Genomic DNA, 15,149 nt, shown 5'->3' with positions numbered 1-15,149 from the left:
CCCCACCGACCCGCCGGTACCCGCGGCTCACTTCACCGACCCCGGCTCGTCCCGCGGGACGGCGAGTGTCGCGGCGGCCATGAGTACGGCGGTACCCGCCGCCGCTACAAAGACCCATCCGGAGGCGTGGATCACGGTGGCGGGATCGCCCTCACCGCCACCGGCACGGATGAGGTTGGTGGCGATGGCGCCGTAGATCGCCACCCCCACGGCTGAGCCGGCGGAGCGCGCGAACATGTTGAGACCCGTCACCGACCCGCGCTGGTTCCACTCCACCGAGGACTGGGCCATGATCAGCGACGGCGCCGCGGTGTAACCGAGCCCCAGCCCGATGATAAACGCGCACACAGCCATACCGATCACGCTCGGCCACGGCGACAGCGCGGCGGTCAGGGCCGCTCCCACGGTCGCGATCGCACCGCCCAGAAACACGGTGCGCCGGAAGCCCCACCGCATGTAGATCCGCCCCGCCGTGGACGCAGCCACGGGCCAGCCGATGCTCACGGCGGCCACGGCCGCTCCCGCCGCGATCGGTGTGGCCCCGGCCGTGCGCTCCAAATAGGTGGGGACGTAGCTCGTCATCCCCACCAGCAGCGCGCCGATCCCCAGGGAGACCAGGGTGGTGCTTGCGACCACGCGGCGTCGTACCAGCGCGAGGTCGATGATCGGTTCGCTCGCGCGACGCTCGACGGCCACGAAGATCGCCAGCCCCACGACGCCGACGACGCCGCACACCAGGGTGGGCACCGAAAGCCACTCCCACGCGTTGCCGCCCTCCAGCGCGCCGAGGATGAGGGCGGACAGGGCGATCGCGAGCACCGCGGCACCGGTGAAGTCCACCCGGTGCTCCTCGCGCTCGATCTTCTCGTGATAGCTGCGCAGCAACAGCCACCCCGCCACGAGGGCCACCGGGATGTTGACGAAGAAGACCCACCGCCAACTCAAGAACTGGGACAGCAGCCCACCCAATGTGGGCCCCACGACCGAAGAGACCGCCCACACCCCGGCCACGTACCCCTGCACGGCGGCGCGCTCGGCCACGGTGTAGATGTCCCCCACGATCGTCATGCCCATGGGCGCCACGGCTCCCGCACCCAATCCCTGGATCACCCGGAAGACGATGAGCGACGGCATGCTCCACGCGCATCCCGCGAGCACGGAGGAGACCAGGAACAGCCCCACGCCGGTGAGGATCACGGGTTTGCGCCCGTACATGTCCGAGAGCTTGGAGAAGATCGGCACACTCACCGCCTGCGCCAACATGTAGCTCGAGAACAGCCACGGGAACTGGGCGAAGTTACCCAGCGAACCCACGATGCTCGGCACCGCGGTCGCCAGGATCGTGGCGTCCAGGGCCACCAGAGCCGTGGAGAGCATTACGGCCAGCAGGACGGGACCGCGCTGCGAGCGCAGCCCCACCGAGGCGCGATCCACGCCGGAGGTGTTCACGCGCCCCGCCGCGCCACGACCATCCGGTCCCGCGAGTGGCCGGACCCGGCACCGCGTTCCAGGTGTCGCTCGCGGATCTCGTTCGTCTCGATCTGCCATCCCTGCCCGGTCAGATACGTCACCACGTCCTCCGGCATCACGTAGTCGGCGGGGTCGAAACCGTGAGGTGTCTCATCCAGCTCGTGATGCACGAACACCAGCCGCCCGCCCGGTGTCACGGCGTCCGCGAACGCGCGCACCGCTGCGTCGTCGCCCCGCTTGGGCACCGCGGGGTATTGGGCGGACACCAGGTCGAACGGGCCGAGGGGGCGCTCGCCGAACCCTTCAATGAGCCATGTGATCTCGACCCCCGCGGCTTCTGCCGCGGCCCGAGCGCGGTCGACGGCGACGCGTGAGACGTCCAGCCCCGTCACCGTCCAGCCACGTCGGGCCAGCCACACGGCGTCGGCGCCCTCACCGCAACCCACGTCCAGCGCCGTGCCGGGAGCGAGGTCCGACGTGAGCGCCATCAGGGCGCCGTTGGGCTCGCCGCTCCAGATGTGCGTGGCGCCGTAGCGCTCGTCCCAGCCGGCAGCGGTCTCGGGCGTGCGGTGGGGAGCGTGTTCGTGGGTCATGCGTCCCAGAATTCCACCGCGGTCCGGTACCGCGCCACGTCGTCCGCGCTGGGCGTGACCGGCCCGGTACCGCGCCGCGACCGCGAAGGGCACCTGGTGTCTCTATCTAATTGTGGACAACTAAAATGTGAACAACTATGATTAAGCCTGGTCGCCCGAGCACTGCACCCCGGCCCCCGCCTTGGTCCAGCACACGGCCGGTGACCGCGCGTCCGGATCGAACGCCCCGCTCCCCAGCGGGGCTCCATACTGTTCGCCGACGCCCCAAGCGTGCGGTGAGTCCCGGCACTTGGGGGGTCGGGACTCACCGCACGCGACCGTTCGCGGCCCGCCGGGGACGACGACGCTCAGCGCGGTTCCCTGTGGAAGCCCACGCAGGCAGCCCCCAGCACCCCCATGACGATGTCCCCCAGCGTGTCCAGGGGTGGGATGTGGATGTCCGGTGTCGCGAATAGGAACCCCAACAGTTCCATGACCTCCCACACCACGGCGATCACGAAGCCGGCCACCGCGCACCACGTGAACCGCATCGCGGGACGATCGCGCACCCGGCCCCGCACCCGGGGGTGGTGGGTCAGAACGCGATTCCATGCCATCCACACCAGGGCGTACAGCGTCACGAAGTGGATGAGGATGTCCCACCACCAGATCCTGCTGTAGAGCTGTTCGGCCGCGCTCATGGCGGCGGTGAGCATGATGAGCGAGCACACGGCCCGCGCGTACTGGGTGCGGAACCACAGAAACGCGATCACCTGTCCGAGTCCCGCGAGCAGTAGGACGGCCATGTCCACCCGGCGCCCGTCCAATGCGTAGTAACCCGCCGCGATGATCGCCGTGAAGCACATGGCCGATGCGACCACGCCGCCCACGCTGTGCGTCTGCTCGGACGTCATCGGTTGCCCCCACGACCCAGGGGGCCGGAGAGAACGCGTCGCCGGATACGCACCCACGGTCGTTCACCGCGCCAGTTGAGGAACACGGTGGCCATGGCCATGTGCAGCTGCCGGCGGATCCGAGCGGGGGAGACCAAGGCCCGCCAGGACACGATCGCGACATTGCCCGGGTCCATGATCACGCGCTGATCGCGACGGACGCGGAAGCTGAGGTCGAAATCGTCGTGCACCCGTGGATCCCGGTGCACCTCTTCCCGGACATGCTGCCACCACGCCCGGGTGAAGGCCATGTTGGACCCCCATAAGGCCCAGTGGCCCAGCGCCGTGCCGGCCACCAGGCGGTAGGCTGTGATGTATGCCGCCCCCAGGATGCGTCCGGCCAACTCGTACCGCGGCCCGAACCGCGCGATCCCGGACACCGCCACGGTGGCCTTCCCCTGCGGATCCCGCAGGGCCCGTGACAGCACCGCGGTGTGTCGCTCGACCCAGCCGGGGGAGGGGAGGCTGTCCGCGTCGCAGCGCAGGATGAGGTCCCCGCGGGCGGCGTCGTAGCCCGCGGCCGCGGAGACGGCCACTCCGGGGACGGGTTCCCACACCCGGTGTACTTCGGGGTGGCGGTCCAGGACTGTCGAAAGATCATCGGTGGAACCGTTGTCCACCACGACGATCTCGTCCGGGTCGCGAGTCTGCTCACGCAGGGCCCGGAGGCAGCGCTCCAGGTAGGAAGAGTCGTTACGAACGGGGATGACCACGCTGCAGGTCATGCGTTGCTCGGTGTTCTCCCGTTCCACCCGTCCAGTCTGTCATGCCGCGGAGCGTGCCTCTCGCCGCAGCAGATCACGCTTGATCGCCTCGCCCCACGCGAACCCACCCATGGAACCGTCCGAACGCAACACCCGGTGGCACGGGACGAACAGCGCCACGGGATTGCGGGCGCACACCGACGCCGCCGCCCGAACGGCCCGGGGATTGCCGAGTTCCCGCGCGAACTCGGTGTAGGTCAGGGGGGACCCGGGGCGGATGCGGCGCAGCGCGGCCCACCCGGCCTGCTGGCCCTCGGTGCCGTGCAGGTCCACGGGCACGGTCAGGACGGAGTCGAGGTTGCCGTCGTAGAACGCGCGGACCGCCTCCAGTGCGGGCACGTTGCCGGATTGCGCTTCCTTCGGACGGAAGGCCGGGCGGATCCGCGCGAGCAGCTGCTCGGTCGAGCGTGTCCATCCGGAGGCCACGACGGTTCCGTCCTCCCGGGCCACTGCCGTGAAGGAACCATCAGGGGTGTCAATGCTCTCAACGACATATGTCATGACGGCACACTTTCCGAGAAGGATGCGGGAGGGGTCAGCGGGCCCCACAGATGGGTGGTGGCGTAACTGCGCCATGGGGCAGCGGCCCCTGCCCAGTCCACGAGTGCGGGTTTGGTGTCCGGGAGCCCGAGCCGTCGGGCACCGGCGCGCATGGCCCCGTCGTCGATCAGGAACACGTCCGGGTCCCCGGTGACCCGCATGCGCACGTGGTCCGCGGTCCATGGCCCCACCCCGGGGAGGGTGAGGAGCGCGGCGCGTTGCTGAGTGGCGTCGTCGCCGGGGGACAACTGCAAATCACCCGAGGCGAGCGCGCGGGCAGCACCCAGGACCGCCTGGACCCGCGCGGCCGGCCCGCCCAGGAACTGGACGCCGTGCTCGGCGATGGCCGCTGCGGTCGGGAACATGTACCGGATGCCCGTGGCGAAGGAGGGCGCGGGCTCTCCCATGTCCCGCGCGCGGGCACCCAACACGGTGCGGGCCGCGGCCAGGGAGATCTGCTGACCGATGAGCGTGCGGATCAACGTCTCGTGCGGGTCCGCGGAACCGGCGACCCGCAGCCCCGGGGCGGCCTCGACCAGCGGGCGCAACACCGGGACGCGGGACAGCGCGGCGGCCACTGCCTGCGGATCGGCGTCCAGGTCGAAGAGCCGACGCACCCGGGCGATCAGCACGGGCAGGTCCGCGAGATCCGTGACCCGAGTGCGCAACCGCAACCGCCCCGCGCGCTCGTACACGCGCAGCCAGGCCGGGCCGCCGGGCAGGCTCAGCGCGCGGGTGTAGGAGGCGGGGGTCCCGACCTCCACGCCGTCCACCGCATGGACCGCGAACCACACGAACAGCCCGCGCACGTCCAGGGGCTCGCGATAGCTCAACGCGAGGTCCACCTCGCCCGGCTCACTCGCCGCGCCGTGTCCCGAGGGTCCGGTGCTCGTGCTGCGCGCCCGCAATTGCTGCGGGGTCATGTCGTACACCTCGCGGATCACCTCGTTGCACTGTCGGATGCTCGAGAATCCCGCGGCGAACGCGGTCTCCGCGACCGGCAAGTCCGTCTGCGTCAGTAGGGCGCGCGCCGTCTGGGCCCTGTGGGCGCGGGCGAGCGCGAGCGGTCCGGCGCCGAGTTCCTCGGTCAGCACGCGGGTGAGGTGGCGCGTGGAATATCCCACGCGCCGCGCGAGTCCCAGCACGCCCTCGCGGTCCACGACCCCCTCGGTGATGAGCCGCATGGCGCGCCCCACCACGTCCCCGCGCAGATCCCACTCCGGGGACCCCGGCACGGCTTCCGGGACACAGCGTTTGCAGGCGCGGTACCCGGCGGCGTGGGCGGCCGCGCTCGTGCGGTAGAAGCGCACGTTCTCGCGGTGGGGCTTGCGCGCGGGGCAGCTCGGGCGGCAGTAGATCCCGGTGGTGCGCACCGCGGTCACGAACTGCCCGTCGAAGCGCCCGTCCCGGGACTCGACAGCCCGGTAGCGCTCGTCGAACGAGGAGTCTTGAGGGGGCATGCGTCCCACGGTCCCACGCCCGGGCGCCGGGCGCTAGCGGATTTCGGACACGGCGGTGGACCGAACCGGTTACTTCACGCGCTCCCACTCGGCGACCGGCCCGGGAACCGGGACGAACAACGGGTGGTGGGGAGCGGCATGGGGATCGATGCCGCCCAGTGCGGATCGCGCCCACTCGGGGTCGCGGTCGAGGACCTTGCGCAGCAGGAACTCGAACTCGTAGCGCAGCTGACCGGTGGTCACGGTGAGCGTGATGGGCTGTGTGCTCGCCTCCCGGGCCAGGCGGGTGCGGTCGAAGTTGTAGCCGCGGCGGTCGGCCTCGTCGGCGACGCCGTGCAGGTACGTGGCCACGGACAGGACCGGATCGCTCGTGGCGCGGAAGCGCTGCAGCTGGGGGTGGCGCGTGTAGCCCTTGGTCTGACCGAGCAGGACCTTCTGGGCGAGCAGACCCTCCCGCCAGCACGCCACCAGAGCACGACGGTCCAGCAGGGACGGGTGAACTGACCACAGACGCATGGACCCATTCAATCGCGCACCGCCCCGATAGCTCCAAGCGGACCCCAAGATTCCTCCCGTAGCATGGCGGACACACCCCTGACGACCACGTGCGGAGAACACCTTCATGTCCCTGCCTGCCATCCTGGCCGCCACATCAGCCGACGAGAGTGCTCAGCTCTCCGGTATCGCGGGGTGGGTGGTGGACGTCATGGAAGCCATCGGTGCTCCCGGCGCCGGACTGCTCGTGGCCCTGGAGAACCTGTTCCCGCCGCTGCCGTCCGAGGTGATCCTCCCGCTCGCCGGTTTCACGGCCAGCCAGGGCAATTTCAGCCTGGGCGGGGCCATCTTCTGGACCACGCTGGGGTCGGTCGTGGGCGCGATCGCGCTGTACTGGATCGGCGCCGCACTGGGACGACGCCGCCTGCGCGTGATCGTGGACAAGATGCCGCTCGTGGATCTGCATGACCTGGATCGCACCGAGGAGTGGTTCGACCGCCACGGCAAGGCCGCCGTGTTCTTCGGGAGGATGATCCCCATCTTCAGATCCCTGATCTCCGTTCCCGCGGGGATCGAGCGGATGTCGTTCTGGCTGTTCGTGGTGCTCAGCACGGCCGGGTCCCTGATCTGGAACACCATTTTCGTGCTCGCCGGGTACTTCCTGGGGGAGAACTGGCACATCGCGGAACAGTACGCCGGGGTGTTCTCACGCATCGTGGTGATCGCGGTCCTGCTGTTCCTGGTGTGGTGGGTCGTCAAGCGGATCCGACGCAATCGTCGTTCGGCTCACGAGGGATGAATCACGGGGCACCTCGAGGGAGCGCGAACTGGGATACAGTTGTCCCCTAAGATGCCCACAATTCTCGATAATTAATGCACTAACAAGGCTCTGACCAGTACGATCGCGCGTGTGGCCCGACCCCGAAAATTTAACGAGATTACTCGCAAAGCACTGATTAAGAACACCGCCGAACAGATCCTGGCCGGTGGCGTCGAGTCCGTTTCCCTCCGGCCACTGGCCGCCAAGCACGGCTGCTCCACCACCGCGATCTACACCATGTTCGGCAGCAGGGACGCCCTGATCGATGCCGTGCGGGAGGAAGCGATCGTGAGCTACCTCAGCGCGCACGAGATGGCCGTGCGCACCGGCGAACCCGTGGCGGACATGCGCGCACTCGCCCGCTCCGGCAGACGCTGGGCCCTGGAGTTCCCGGCGCTGTACAACGTGATCCTGGGCAAGGCGGGGGACTGCATCGGCGCCCGCAGGGACGGTTCCACCGGGGGATCCAGCCGCGCGGAATTCGCGAACACGGCCATGCAACCCATGTACCGACTGGTCCGCGGGGCCATCGACAAGGGGATCTTCCATGACCTCCCCGTGGAGGTCATCGGTGCCACGCTCTGGGTGGGCGTCCATGGATGGATCGCCATCGAGATGAGTCGTCCGGTCCTCCCCGACACGGACGCCGACGCCGCGTTCGACCGTCACGTGCTCGCCCTCCTGAGAGCCTGGTGCGCGCGCACGCCCCTGGGTGAGTGATCCCGGACCCTCACCGTTCCGGGGCCGGTGGGATACTGGCCGCATGAGCACCCTCGAACCCTTCTCGTTCCGTATCGCCGACCGTCTGCGCGGGGTGGATTCCTCCCCCGTGCGCGACCTGTTGGAGGTGGTGTCCAAGGAGGGTGTGATCTCGTTCGCCGGTGGTGTCCCGGATCCCGCGTACTTCGAGGTCGATGACGTCAAGGCCGCCTACGAGTGGGTATTCGCGAACCACCCCGCACGCGCGCTGCAGTACGCCTCGAGCGAGGGTGAGCTGGAACTTCGCGAGCAAGCGGCGCGTCGGGTCAGCAGGCACCTACCCACCACTGCGGACCAGGTCCAGGTGACCACGGGCTCCCAGGAGGGGTTGTTCGTGGTGGCCCAGGCGCTCGTCAACCCGGGGGACGTGATCCTCGTGGAACGGCCCACCTACCTGGCGGCTGTGCAGGCCTTCGATCTCAACGGTGCGCACATGGTGGGCGTCCCCACGGACGAGCACGGCGTGGTGCCGGAGGAGCTCGAGCGGCTCATCGCCGAGCACAGCCCCACCTTCGTCTACCTGATCCCGTCCTTCCAGAACCCGTCCGGGATCTGCATGCCCGTGGAACGACGCCGCGCCGTCGCGGACGTCCTGCTGCGCACCGGCGCCGCGCTCGTGGAGGACGACCCGTACGGCGAGTTGTGTTACACGGGCGAGCCCATGGCCCCCATCGCATCCCTTCCGGGGATGTCCGCGCAGACGATCCTGCTGAACTCGGTGTCCAAGATCATCGCCCCGGGGGTGCGGATCGGGTGGATGCGCTCCGAGGGACCCATCCAGTTCACGCTCACTGTGGCCAAGCAGGCGATTGGGCTGCAGTCGCCCGTACCGGACCAGTTGGCCGTGGCGCGGTATCTTGCAACCGCCGACGTCGAGGCGCACCTCGAGCGCGTACGTCCCGTCTACGCCGAGCGGGCGCGGGCCATGTACGCGGAACTCGAGGCTGTCCTCCCGCGGGACGCTCACATCACCCGCCCGGACGGAGGCATGTTCCTGTGGGTCCGACTGGGGCACGGGATCGACACCGCCCGATTGCTACCGTTCGCGGTGGAGGAAGGCGTGGCCTTCGTCCCGGGTGCCTCCTTCTATGCGCACGACCCGGACGAGTCCACCATGCGGTTGTCCTTCGTGACCCATGCCCCGGACGTGATCCACGAGGGCGTGCAGCGGCTGGGCCGCGCGCTGGCCCGCTACGGGGAGCTGTAGACCTCGACCCCATGGAACACCGCGGCGGATCCGCACGGGCGCCGTCGCGCCGACCCTCCCGTTCCCGCGACCGAAAGGATCCCTCATGAGTGTGAAACCCCTTCCCGTGCCCCCGCTGGAGGAGACGCTGCAGCGGATGCTGAGCGCCGTCGAACCCCTCGTGGACGGCGCGGCGCTCGAGCGGGCCCGGCGTGATGCGGAAGCGTTCCGGACCGGGGAGGGTCCGCGGTTGCAAGCGGCACTCGAGGAGTTTGCCCGTGCGGAGGACGCCGAGGGGCGCAGTTGGTTGTCCCGGGAGTGGCTGGACGGATATCTGACCGTGCGCACACCCCTGCCGCTGACCACCAACGTGGGATTCCAGATCACGGGGGACTTCGGCGCCCCGGGGCTGGGCCGGGCGGCCGAACTCGTCTACCGGGCGGCGTGGGTGCATCTACGGCAGGTGCGCGGGGAGACCCCGCAGGAGGTGGACCCCCGCGGTAACGACGTGAGTATGTCCCAGTGGGAATGTCTCACGGGCGGAGTGCGGCATCCTCGCGCGGAACGGGACGAGATCCGCAGACCGGAGCGAGCGGCGTCGTCGGGGTCGGCCGAGGCAGCGGAGGAGATCGGCGTGATCCACCGCGGCCGGCTGTACGCGCTGACGATCAGCACCCAGGACCGGCAACCGCTGCCGCTGCGCACGGTGGCCGCGGGGCTGCGCGCGGTCGTGGAGCGGGATGAACCGAGGGAGACCGAGCTGCCGTTCGGGGCGCTGTCCTACCTGGGCAGTGAGACGGCCGCGCCCCTGTTGGAGAAGTTGACTTCGAACGAGCACAACGCGGAGATCTACGACCGGATCAGCCGCGTGATGTTCCTGGTCAATGTCGTGGGGGCACGGGCCGAGGTCGTGGAGCACCTGGAGCGCTGCGCGTTCGAGGTGGGGCAAGCGTGGGCCTACAAACCGATCACGTACGAGGTGTGCCTCGAGGATCCGTGGCTGGCCATGCACGTGGAACACAGCACCGTGGACGGGGCCACGATCCTGGCCGTCGCGGGAGCCATGCAGGACGTGACGATCCCGGACGAGGCCGCGCTGCCGGACGCCCCGCAACCCGCCGCGATCACGTGGGAGCTCGAGCCGCAGTTGCGTGACGAACTCGTGGCGCGGGTCGCCCAATACCGCACGGAGGCCGCGCTGCTGGGCGTGCACCGGGTGTTCGTGCCGCGGCTGCACCGCGCCGAACTCCCGTTCAAGATCAGCGACGACGCCGCTCAGCAATTCATCATGTTGCTCGCCCAGCTCGCGACGTACGGGACGGCGCGCGGTGTATATGAAGCGGTGGACATGCGTGAGTTCCAGGCGGGGCGCACCGAGTGCCTCCGCCCCGTGACCCCGCAGGCCACCGAGTTCGCCCGCGCCCTGCTCACCGGTGAGGCGACCGAGGAGCTGTTCACGGAGGCCCTGGACGCACATCGTGGCTGGGTCAAGGCCTGCAAGAACGCCCGCGGTGTGGACCGCCACCTGTTGGGACTCGCCATGATGGCCCGGAAGACGGGGGAGCTGTCCGAGTTCTTCGACTCCCCGGGGATCGCGGCCATGCGCCACGACTTCCTGTCCACCACGTCCATCGGCGGTCCGGACCCGATCGTGCGCTACGCGTTCGCGCCCACCACACCCGAGGGCTTCGGTGTCACGTACACGACCCATACGGACGGCTACGAGTTCTGCCTGAACTACCGCCGGGACTCGAGTGAGGACCTGGAGGCCTTCGCGCACAATCTGACAGTGAGCGCGGAAACGTTCTGGGGATTCGTGAAGGGGCTGGCGGGGTGACGACGCCCGCGGAGCCGCCCACCGTTCGCACCACGTGCGCCATCGTCGGCGGCGGTCCGGCCGGCCTGGTGCTGGGTCTCCTACTGGCGCGTGCGGGTGTGGCGGTCACGGTGTTGGAGAAGCACGCGGACTTCCTCCGCGACTTCCGCGGGGACACCGTGCATCCCACCACTCTGGCCCTGCTCGACGATCTCGGTCTCGTCGATCGTTTCGAGGCCATTCCGCATTCCAGGGTCACCCACGTGGACCTCCCGGACCCCGAGGGCCGCCCGGTGCGCATGGTGGACTTCACCCGGTTGCCGGTGCGCCACCCCTACATCGCCATGGTCCCACAGTGGGATCTTCTGGACCTGCTCGCGGACGCGGCCGCCGCCGAACCCACGTTCTCGCTGCGCACGGAGCACGAGGTCACCGGGGTGACGTGGGAGAAGGGGCGGGTGAGTGGCGTCGTCGTCGAATCGCCGGAAGGTACCGGACAGGTGGCGGCTGATCTCACGATCGCGTGCGACGGCCGCTGGTCCGTGATCCGCCGCGCCGTAGGGTTTCCGGCGCGGGAACGCGCCGTGGGCTTCGACGTCTGGTGGTACCGCCTGCCCACCGATCGCCGCGTGGGGGAGTCGCTGCTGCCGCGCTCGAACCGGGGGCGGGTGGCCATCGGCATCCCGCGCGACGGCTACATCCAGGTCGCGCAGCTGGGCCCCAAGGGTGCCGACGACGCCGTGCGCGCCCGCGGTCTCGACGCCTTCCGGGCCGACGCCGCGCAGCTCTTCCCGGAGGCGGCCACCGGGGTGACCGGGATCGGGTCCATGGCGGACGTGAAGCACCTCGACGTGCGCCTGGACCGGCTGCGCCGCTGGCACGCCCCGGGGGTCCTGTGCATCGGGGACGCTGCACACGCGATGTCGCCGGTGGGCGGCGTCGGGATCAATCTGGCGGTGCAGGACGCGGTGGCTGCGGCCAGCATTCTGGCTCCGCTGCTGCGTTCTGGCGGTGCATCCGGGCGGGCGGAGGCGCGTGCGTTGGCGCGGATCCAGCGACGCCGCATGGTGCCCACGGTGGTCATCCAGGGGATGCAGCGAATCCTGCACGCGGCACTGATCATGCCGGCGATCCGGGGCAGGGACCTGCGGCCGCCGTCGTGGGTCGTGAAGGTCGTGCGGCGGGTGCCGTGGCTCAGTGCGCTCCCGGCGTTGGCGGTGGGCGTAGGACCGCGGCCGGAGCGGGCGCCGCGCTGGGCGCGACGCCCTTCCTGATCACCCACCCACGGCCGGGGCTTCCGGGACCTGCTCATCGGCACGGAACGAATGGATCCAGTCCAGGTGCCGGTCGAAGGCGTCCGGCGAGGCCAGGCGAGTGTTGCGTTCCCGGGCGCGAGCGCCGTCGGGCAGGTGGAGCATTTCACCCACGGTGACGGACGCGTCCACGATCTTGCGGGTACGGAAACGACGACGCCGCTCGTACTCGGCACGCGCATGGTCCCAGTCGGTCGTGCTGGAGAGTAGGTCGGATAGGACGATCGCGTCCTCGATGGACTGGTTCGCACCCTGGCCGTGGTGGGGGACGGCGGCGTCGACCTCCCGCAGGACAGCGGTCTGTTCGTAGATCCGGACGTCCAACCCCTTGCGCTGCAGATCGATGGCAAGGGTCAGACCGCCGATTCCCGCGCCGATGATGGCGATGCGCTGGGACATGTGAGCTCCTCCCGGGGTAACTGATCTTGAAACTACCCGGGGAAGGGGGCGCGCTGGTCCGGGGCGGGTGAGGTTACGGAGGGGGGTAGGGGAATGCCCTCTGCATTCCACGATCATCGGTGCCGGGGGCGCGAGGACGAAATCGTATATTTATTCCCGATTCATCCTCTTCGCCCGCGTGTATCCGGGAAAATTTAAGGAAATCGCCGCTTCACCTGGGTGATGCAGTACGCGCCGGTGTTCCGGCGGGCCCCGGCCAGGAGAATCCAGCTCTCGGACTCGCCTCCGATTATTCCCGAATATAAAGAGAGCATACCGTTGCCCGCGAGAGGCGGCGAAGTCATAATGGGGGGCACGTTAGACGAGTTAAGACCATATTTCCAAGGATGCGAAATCAATGCGCCACCTTATCGAATATCCATGCTGTTATTCCCGGCCCGCCACGGCATATATTCCTCACCGGCCGGTCGTCGGAGACACACAATTAAGGTAGGGTGCTTATTAAGCCGTCAAATGATGGTGCTTCCTTTCCCAGCCAGGAGTGCAAAATGATGCGTAAGACCGCTGCTACCGCTGCCCTGTCCCTCGCAATCCTCACCGGTGTGTCGGCCCCCGCCATCGCCGCCGAGGAGAGCCCGGCTCCCGCCACGAGCCAGGAGACCAACGACGACAACGGCAACGCCGGCCTGTGGGGTCTGGCCGGTCTCCTGGGTCTGGCCGGTCTGCTGAAGAAGAACAAGACCGTCCACAACGATCGCCACGTCGACCACACCACGGATCGTCGCCGCGACACCGGGACCAGCACCGTGCGCGACACCGGGACCACCAACGTGGACGGCACCACCCACCCGGGTCGCTGAGACCTCGTTCCGTAGGTTCTAGATCCAGGACCTGATGACTGGGGCCCACTCATTCGTGAGTGGGCCCCAGTCCTGTATCCGCAACATCAACTGCAGTGGAACGCGCGCTGTCATGTCGTGGTGTTCACGACCGCGCCCTGAACGCCGCCAACACCCCGCCCACCGTGAACACCACGGTCGCGGCGAGCACCAACAGCAGGGGCGCCGTCCACGCCCCGGTCGCGGTGTTCAAACCTCCGGCCAGGGGTGGCCCGATCGTGGCCGCGAGGTAGCCGATACCCTGCACCCGCGCGGACATCCGCGCCGCCTCGGCGGAGGAGCGGGCTACGCGGGCGACGATCGAGAAGATCGCCGTGAAACCGCCGCCCTGGGCCGCCCCGCCGATGAGCGACCACGCGATGAACCACCCCGGCGCGAGCATCAGGCCGATGGGTAGCGTGATCCACAGCGCTCCGATCAATGCCACCGGAACCCACGCGGGCGCCCGTGCGGCCAGGAGGGGCACGCCGAACGCCCCGATGACGGCGGCCACCTGGAACAGCGACGCCGAGGCCCCGGAACTCGCCAAGCTCAACCCCCGCGTGTCCGCGAGCAGCGCGGGTAGCCACGCCGTCACCGAGTAGTAGGCCATGGCCTGCCCGCAGAACGCCAGCGCGAGCAACCAGCCGATGCGCCGCACACGCCCCGTCGCGTGAGCGGTGTCGGGTTCCGCTGGCGGCAGCATCTCCGCGGGGGCCTCTGAAGTTTCGGGGGCCGACGGCGTGTGGGGGTTGGGGGCCGCGCCGCGGCCGGGGGCGTCGGGGGACGACGGCGTGTGGGCGGCTGAGAAGGCGTCGTCGCCGGGGCTGCCGGAGCGGCGTCGTGAAAGCAGGAGCCAGTAGCCGATGCCGGCGAGCGCCAGGACGCCCCAGGCCGTGAGGGCCCAGCGCCACCCCAGGGCGGCGGCGAGCGGCGCGGTGCCGAGCGCGGTGATCATGGACCCCACGTTGAGGGCCGCGGAGTAGGCGGCGGTGACCACGGAGACCTGGCGCCAGGGGACGTCGCGGCGGATGATGACCGGGATCACGATGTTGCCGATCGTGATCGACGCCCCGATGACCACGGTGCCCACCAACAGCAGGGGCGTGGAGCCGAGGGAACGGATGATGGTGCCCATTAGGACACCGATGAGGCAGAACAGGACGGCGGCCTCGGGGCCCGCACGTCGGATGACCGCGGAGGCCGCCGGGGTGACCACGGCGAAGAGGAACACCGGGAGTCCCGTGAGCAGCCCCGCCGCGACCGAAGACAGGCCGATGTCCGCCTGGATGTTCGTGATCACGGGCGTGGGCGCGATGATGGGCCCGCGCAAGCTCAGCGCCACGAGGATGATCCCGGCCACCACCCACGGCAGCCGTGCTCGGATGAAGTGATGCGTGCTCGTGGGGACTCCTCGGTCGATGTGCGTCCCCAGCATCAATATCAGATGGCGCAGCGGCTCGGGGAACGGAACCGTTCCCCGAGCCGCACGGGGTTGCCGGAGGGGGCTCACCCCCTCCGTGAACCCCTCACCCCTCCCGCTGCGCGAGAATGTCGTCGAGCGTCTCGCGCACGGCTTGGCGTGCTGCCACGCGGGAGCTGGCGGCGCGTTGCTGCTCGTGGTTGTCCGCGTCCTCGACGCGCTGCATCTCCTCCTGCTCCCGTTCCTTGGCCTTGTCGCGTGCGGATTCCAGGGCATCCCAGATGCTGTTTTCACTCATGCG

Annotated in this window: 16 protein-coding genes; 6 read left to right on the top strand and 10 right to left on the bottom strand. The window is 69.3% G+C overall.

The genetic code is table 11. The features are described 5' to 3' along the window. Positions 1–27: 27 nt before the first annotated feature. From HBK84_RS12075 to HBK84_RS12045, 7 genes are all read right to left on the bottom strand, one after another. Positions 28–1,449, bottom strand: coding sequence for an MFS transporter (locus tag HBK84_RS12075; RefSeq protein WP_240919007.1), 1,422 nt, complete (start codon positions 1,447–1,449; stop codon positions 28–30). Next, the gene (locus HBK84_RS12070) at positions 1,446–2,063 is read right to left on the bottom strand and encodes a class I SAM-dependent methyltransferase (protein WP_167319019.1); all 618 of its coding nucleotides are present in this window, start codon (positions 2,061–2,063) and stop codon (positions 1,446–1,448) included. The genes HBK84_RS12075 and HBK84_RS12070 overlap by 4 nt, the downstream gene beginning before the upstream one ends. Before the next feature lie 347 nt (positions 2,064–2,410). Beyond that, positions 2,411–2,956, bottom strand: a complete 546-nt coding sequence (locus HBK84_RS12065; protein WP_240505653.1) for a hypothetical protein — start codon at positions 2,954–2,956, stop codon at positions 2,411–2,413. After that, the gene (locus HBK84_RS12060; RefSeq protein ID WP_240919006.1) at positions 2,953–3,747 is read right to left on the bottom strand and encodes a glycosyltransferase family A protein; all 795 of its coding nucleotides are present in this window, start codon (positions 3,745–3,747) and stop codon (positions 2,953–2,955) included. Before HBK84_RS12060 ends, HBK84_RS12065 begins: the two co-directional genes overlap by 4 nt. Positions 3,748–3,759: 12 nt before the next feature. Further along, positions 3,760–4,260, bottom strand: coding sequence for a methylated-DNA--[protein]-cysteine S-methyltransferase (locus tag HBK84_RS12055; RefSeq protein WP_167319018.1), 501 nt, complete (start codon positions 4,258–4,260; stop codon positions 3,760–3,762). Next, positions 4,257–5,759: a DNA-3-methyladenine glycosylase 2 family protein gene (locus HBK84_RS12050; protein ID WP_167319017.1), complete on the bottom strand. Its 1,503-nt coding sequence runs from the start codon at positions 5,757–5,759 to the stop codon at positions 4,257–4,259. The genes HBK84_RS12055 and HBK84_RS12050 overlap by 4 nt, the downstream gene beginning before the upstream one ends. Positions 5,760–5,828: 69 nt before the next feature. Beyond that, entirely contained in the window at positions 5,829–6,275 is a 447-nt protein-coding gene (locus HBK84_RS12045) for a pyrimidine dimer DNA glycosylase/endonuclease V (protein ID WP_167319016.1), read from the bottom strand. A 106-nt stretch (positions 6,276–6,381) separates the two neighbouring features. Between HBK84_RS12045 and HBK84_RS12040 the strand changes: the two genes are divergently transcribed. From HBK84_RS12040 to HBK84_RS12020, 5 genes are all read left to right on the top strand, one after another. Further along, on the top strand, positions 6,382–7,053 hold the full coding sequence (locus HBK84_RS12040) for a DedA family protein (protein ID WP_085106869.1): 672 nt from the start codon (positions 6,382–6,384) through the stop codon (positions 7,051–7,053). Between the two features lie 111 nt (positions 7,054–7,164). Continuing rightward, positions 7,165–7,794: a TetR/AcrR family transcriptional regulator gene (locus tag HBK84_RS12035; protein ID WP_167319015.1), complete on the top strand. Its 630-nt coding sequence runs from the start codon at positions 7,165–7,167 to the stop codon at positions 7,792–7,794. A gap of 43 nt (positions 7,795–7,837) precedes the next feature. Further along, positions 7,838–9,040: a PLP-dependent aminotransferase family protein gene (locus tag HBK84_RS12030; protein ID WP_144997720.1), complete on the top strand. Its 1,203-nt coding sequence runs from the start codon at positions 7,838–7,840 to the stop codon at positions 9,038–9,040. 85 nt (positions 9,041–9,125) lie between these two features. Continuing rightward, on the top strand, positions 9,126–10,856 hold the full coding sequence (locus HBK84_RS12025; protein WP_167319014.1) for a choline/carnitine O-acyltransferase: 1,731 nt from the start codon (positions 9,126–9,128) through the stop codon (positions 10,854–10,856). Next, positions 10,853–12,109: an FAD-dependent oxidoreductase gene (locus HBK84_RS12020; RefSeq protein ID WP_167319013.1), complete on the top strand. Its 1,257-nt coding sequence runs from the start codon at positions 10,853–10,855 to the stop codon at positions 12,107–12,109. The genes HBK84_RS12025 and HBK84_RS12020 overlap by 4 nt, the downstream gene beginning before the upstream one ends. Here HBK84_RS12020 and HBK84_RS12015 read toward each other — a convergent pair whose 3' ends face one another. Beyond that, complete coding sequence (locus HBK84_RS12015) at positions 12,110–12,547, bottom strand: NAD(P)-binding protein (protein ID WP_098054658.1); 438 nt, start codon at positions 12,545–12,547, stop codon at positions 12,110–12,112. It abuts the gene before it with no gap. 548 nt (positions 12,548–13,095) lie between these two features. On the opposite strand from HBK84_RS12015, the gene HBK84_RS12730 reads away from it, so the two are divergent. Beyond that, positions 13,096–13,407 (top strand): hypothetical protein, encoded by a 312-nt coding sequence (locus HBK84_RS12730; RefSeq protein ID WP_206069162.1) that lies wholly within the window; start codon positions 13,096–13,098, stop codon positions 13,405–13,407. A gap of 124 nt (positions 13,408–13,531) precedes the next feature. Here HBK84_RS12730 and HBK84_RS12005 read toward each other — a convergent pair whose 3' ends face one another. Together HBK84_RS12005 and HBK84_RS12000 are read right to left on the bottom strand one after the other, a co-directional pair. Next, positions 13,532–14,863, bottom strand: a complete 1,332-nt coding sequence (locus HBK84_RS12005; protein ID WP_167319012.1) for a CynX/NimT family MFS transporter — start codon at positions 14,861–14,863, stop codon at positions 13,532–13,534. Positions 14,864–14,954: 91 nt separating this feature from the next. Beyond that, positions 14,955–15,146 carry a hypothetical protein gene (locus HBK84_RS12000; protein ID WP_035965649.1) on the bottom strand — a complete coding sequence of 64 codons (192 nt, stop codon included), beginning with the start codon at positions 15,144–15,146 and terminating at the stop codon, positions 14,955–14,957. Positions 15,147–15,149 lie beyond the last annotated feature (3 nt).

It is taken from the genome of Kocuria sp. KD4 (assembly GCF_011769905.1).
Classification (GTDB): Bacteria; Actinomycetota; Actinomycetes; order Actinomycetales; family Micrococcaceae; genus Kocuria; species Kocuria marina.
This window is presented reverse-complemented; position numbering and strand designations above follow the sequence as displayed.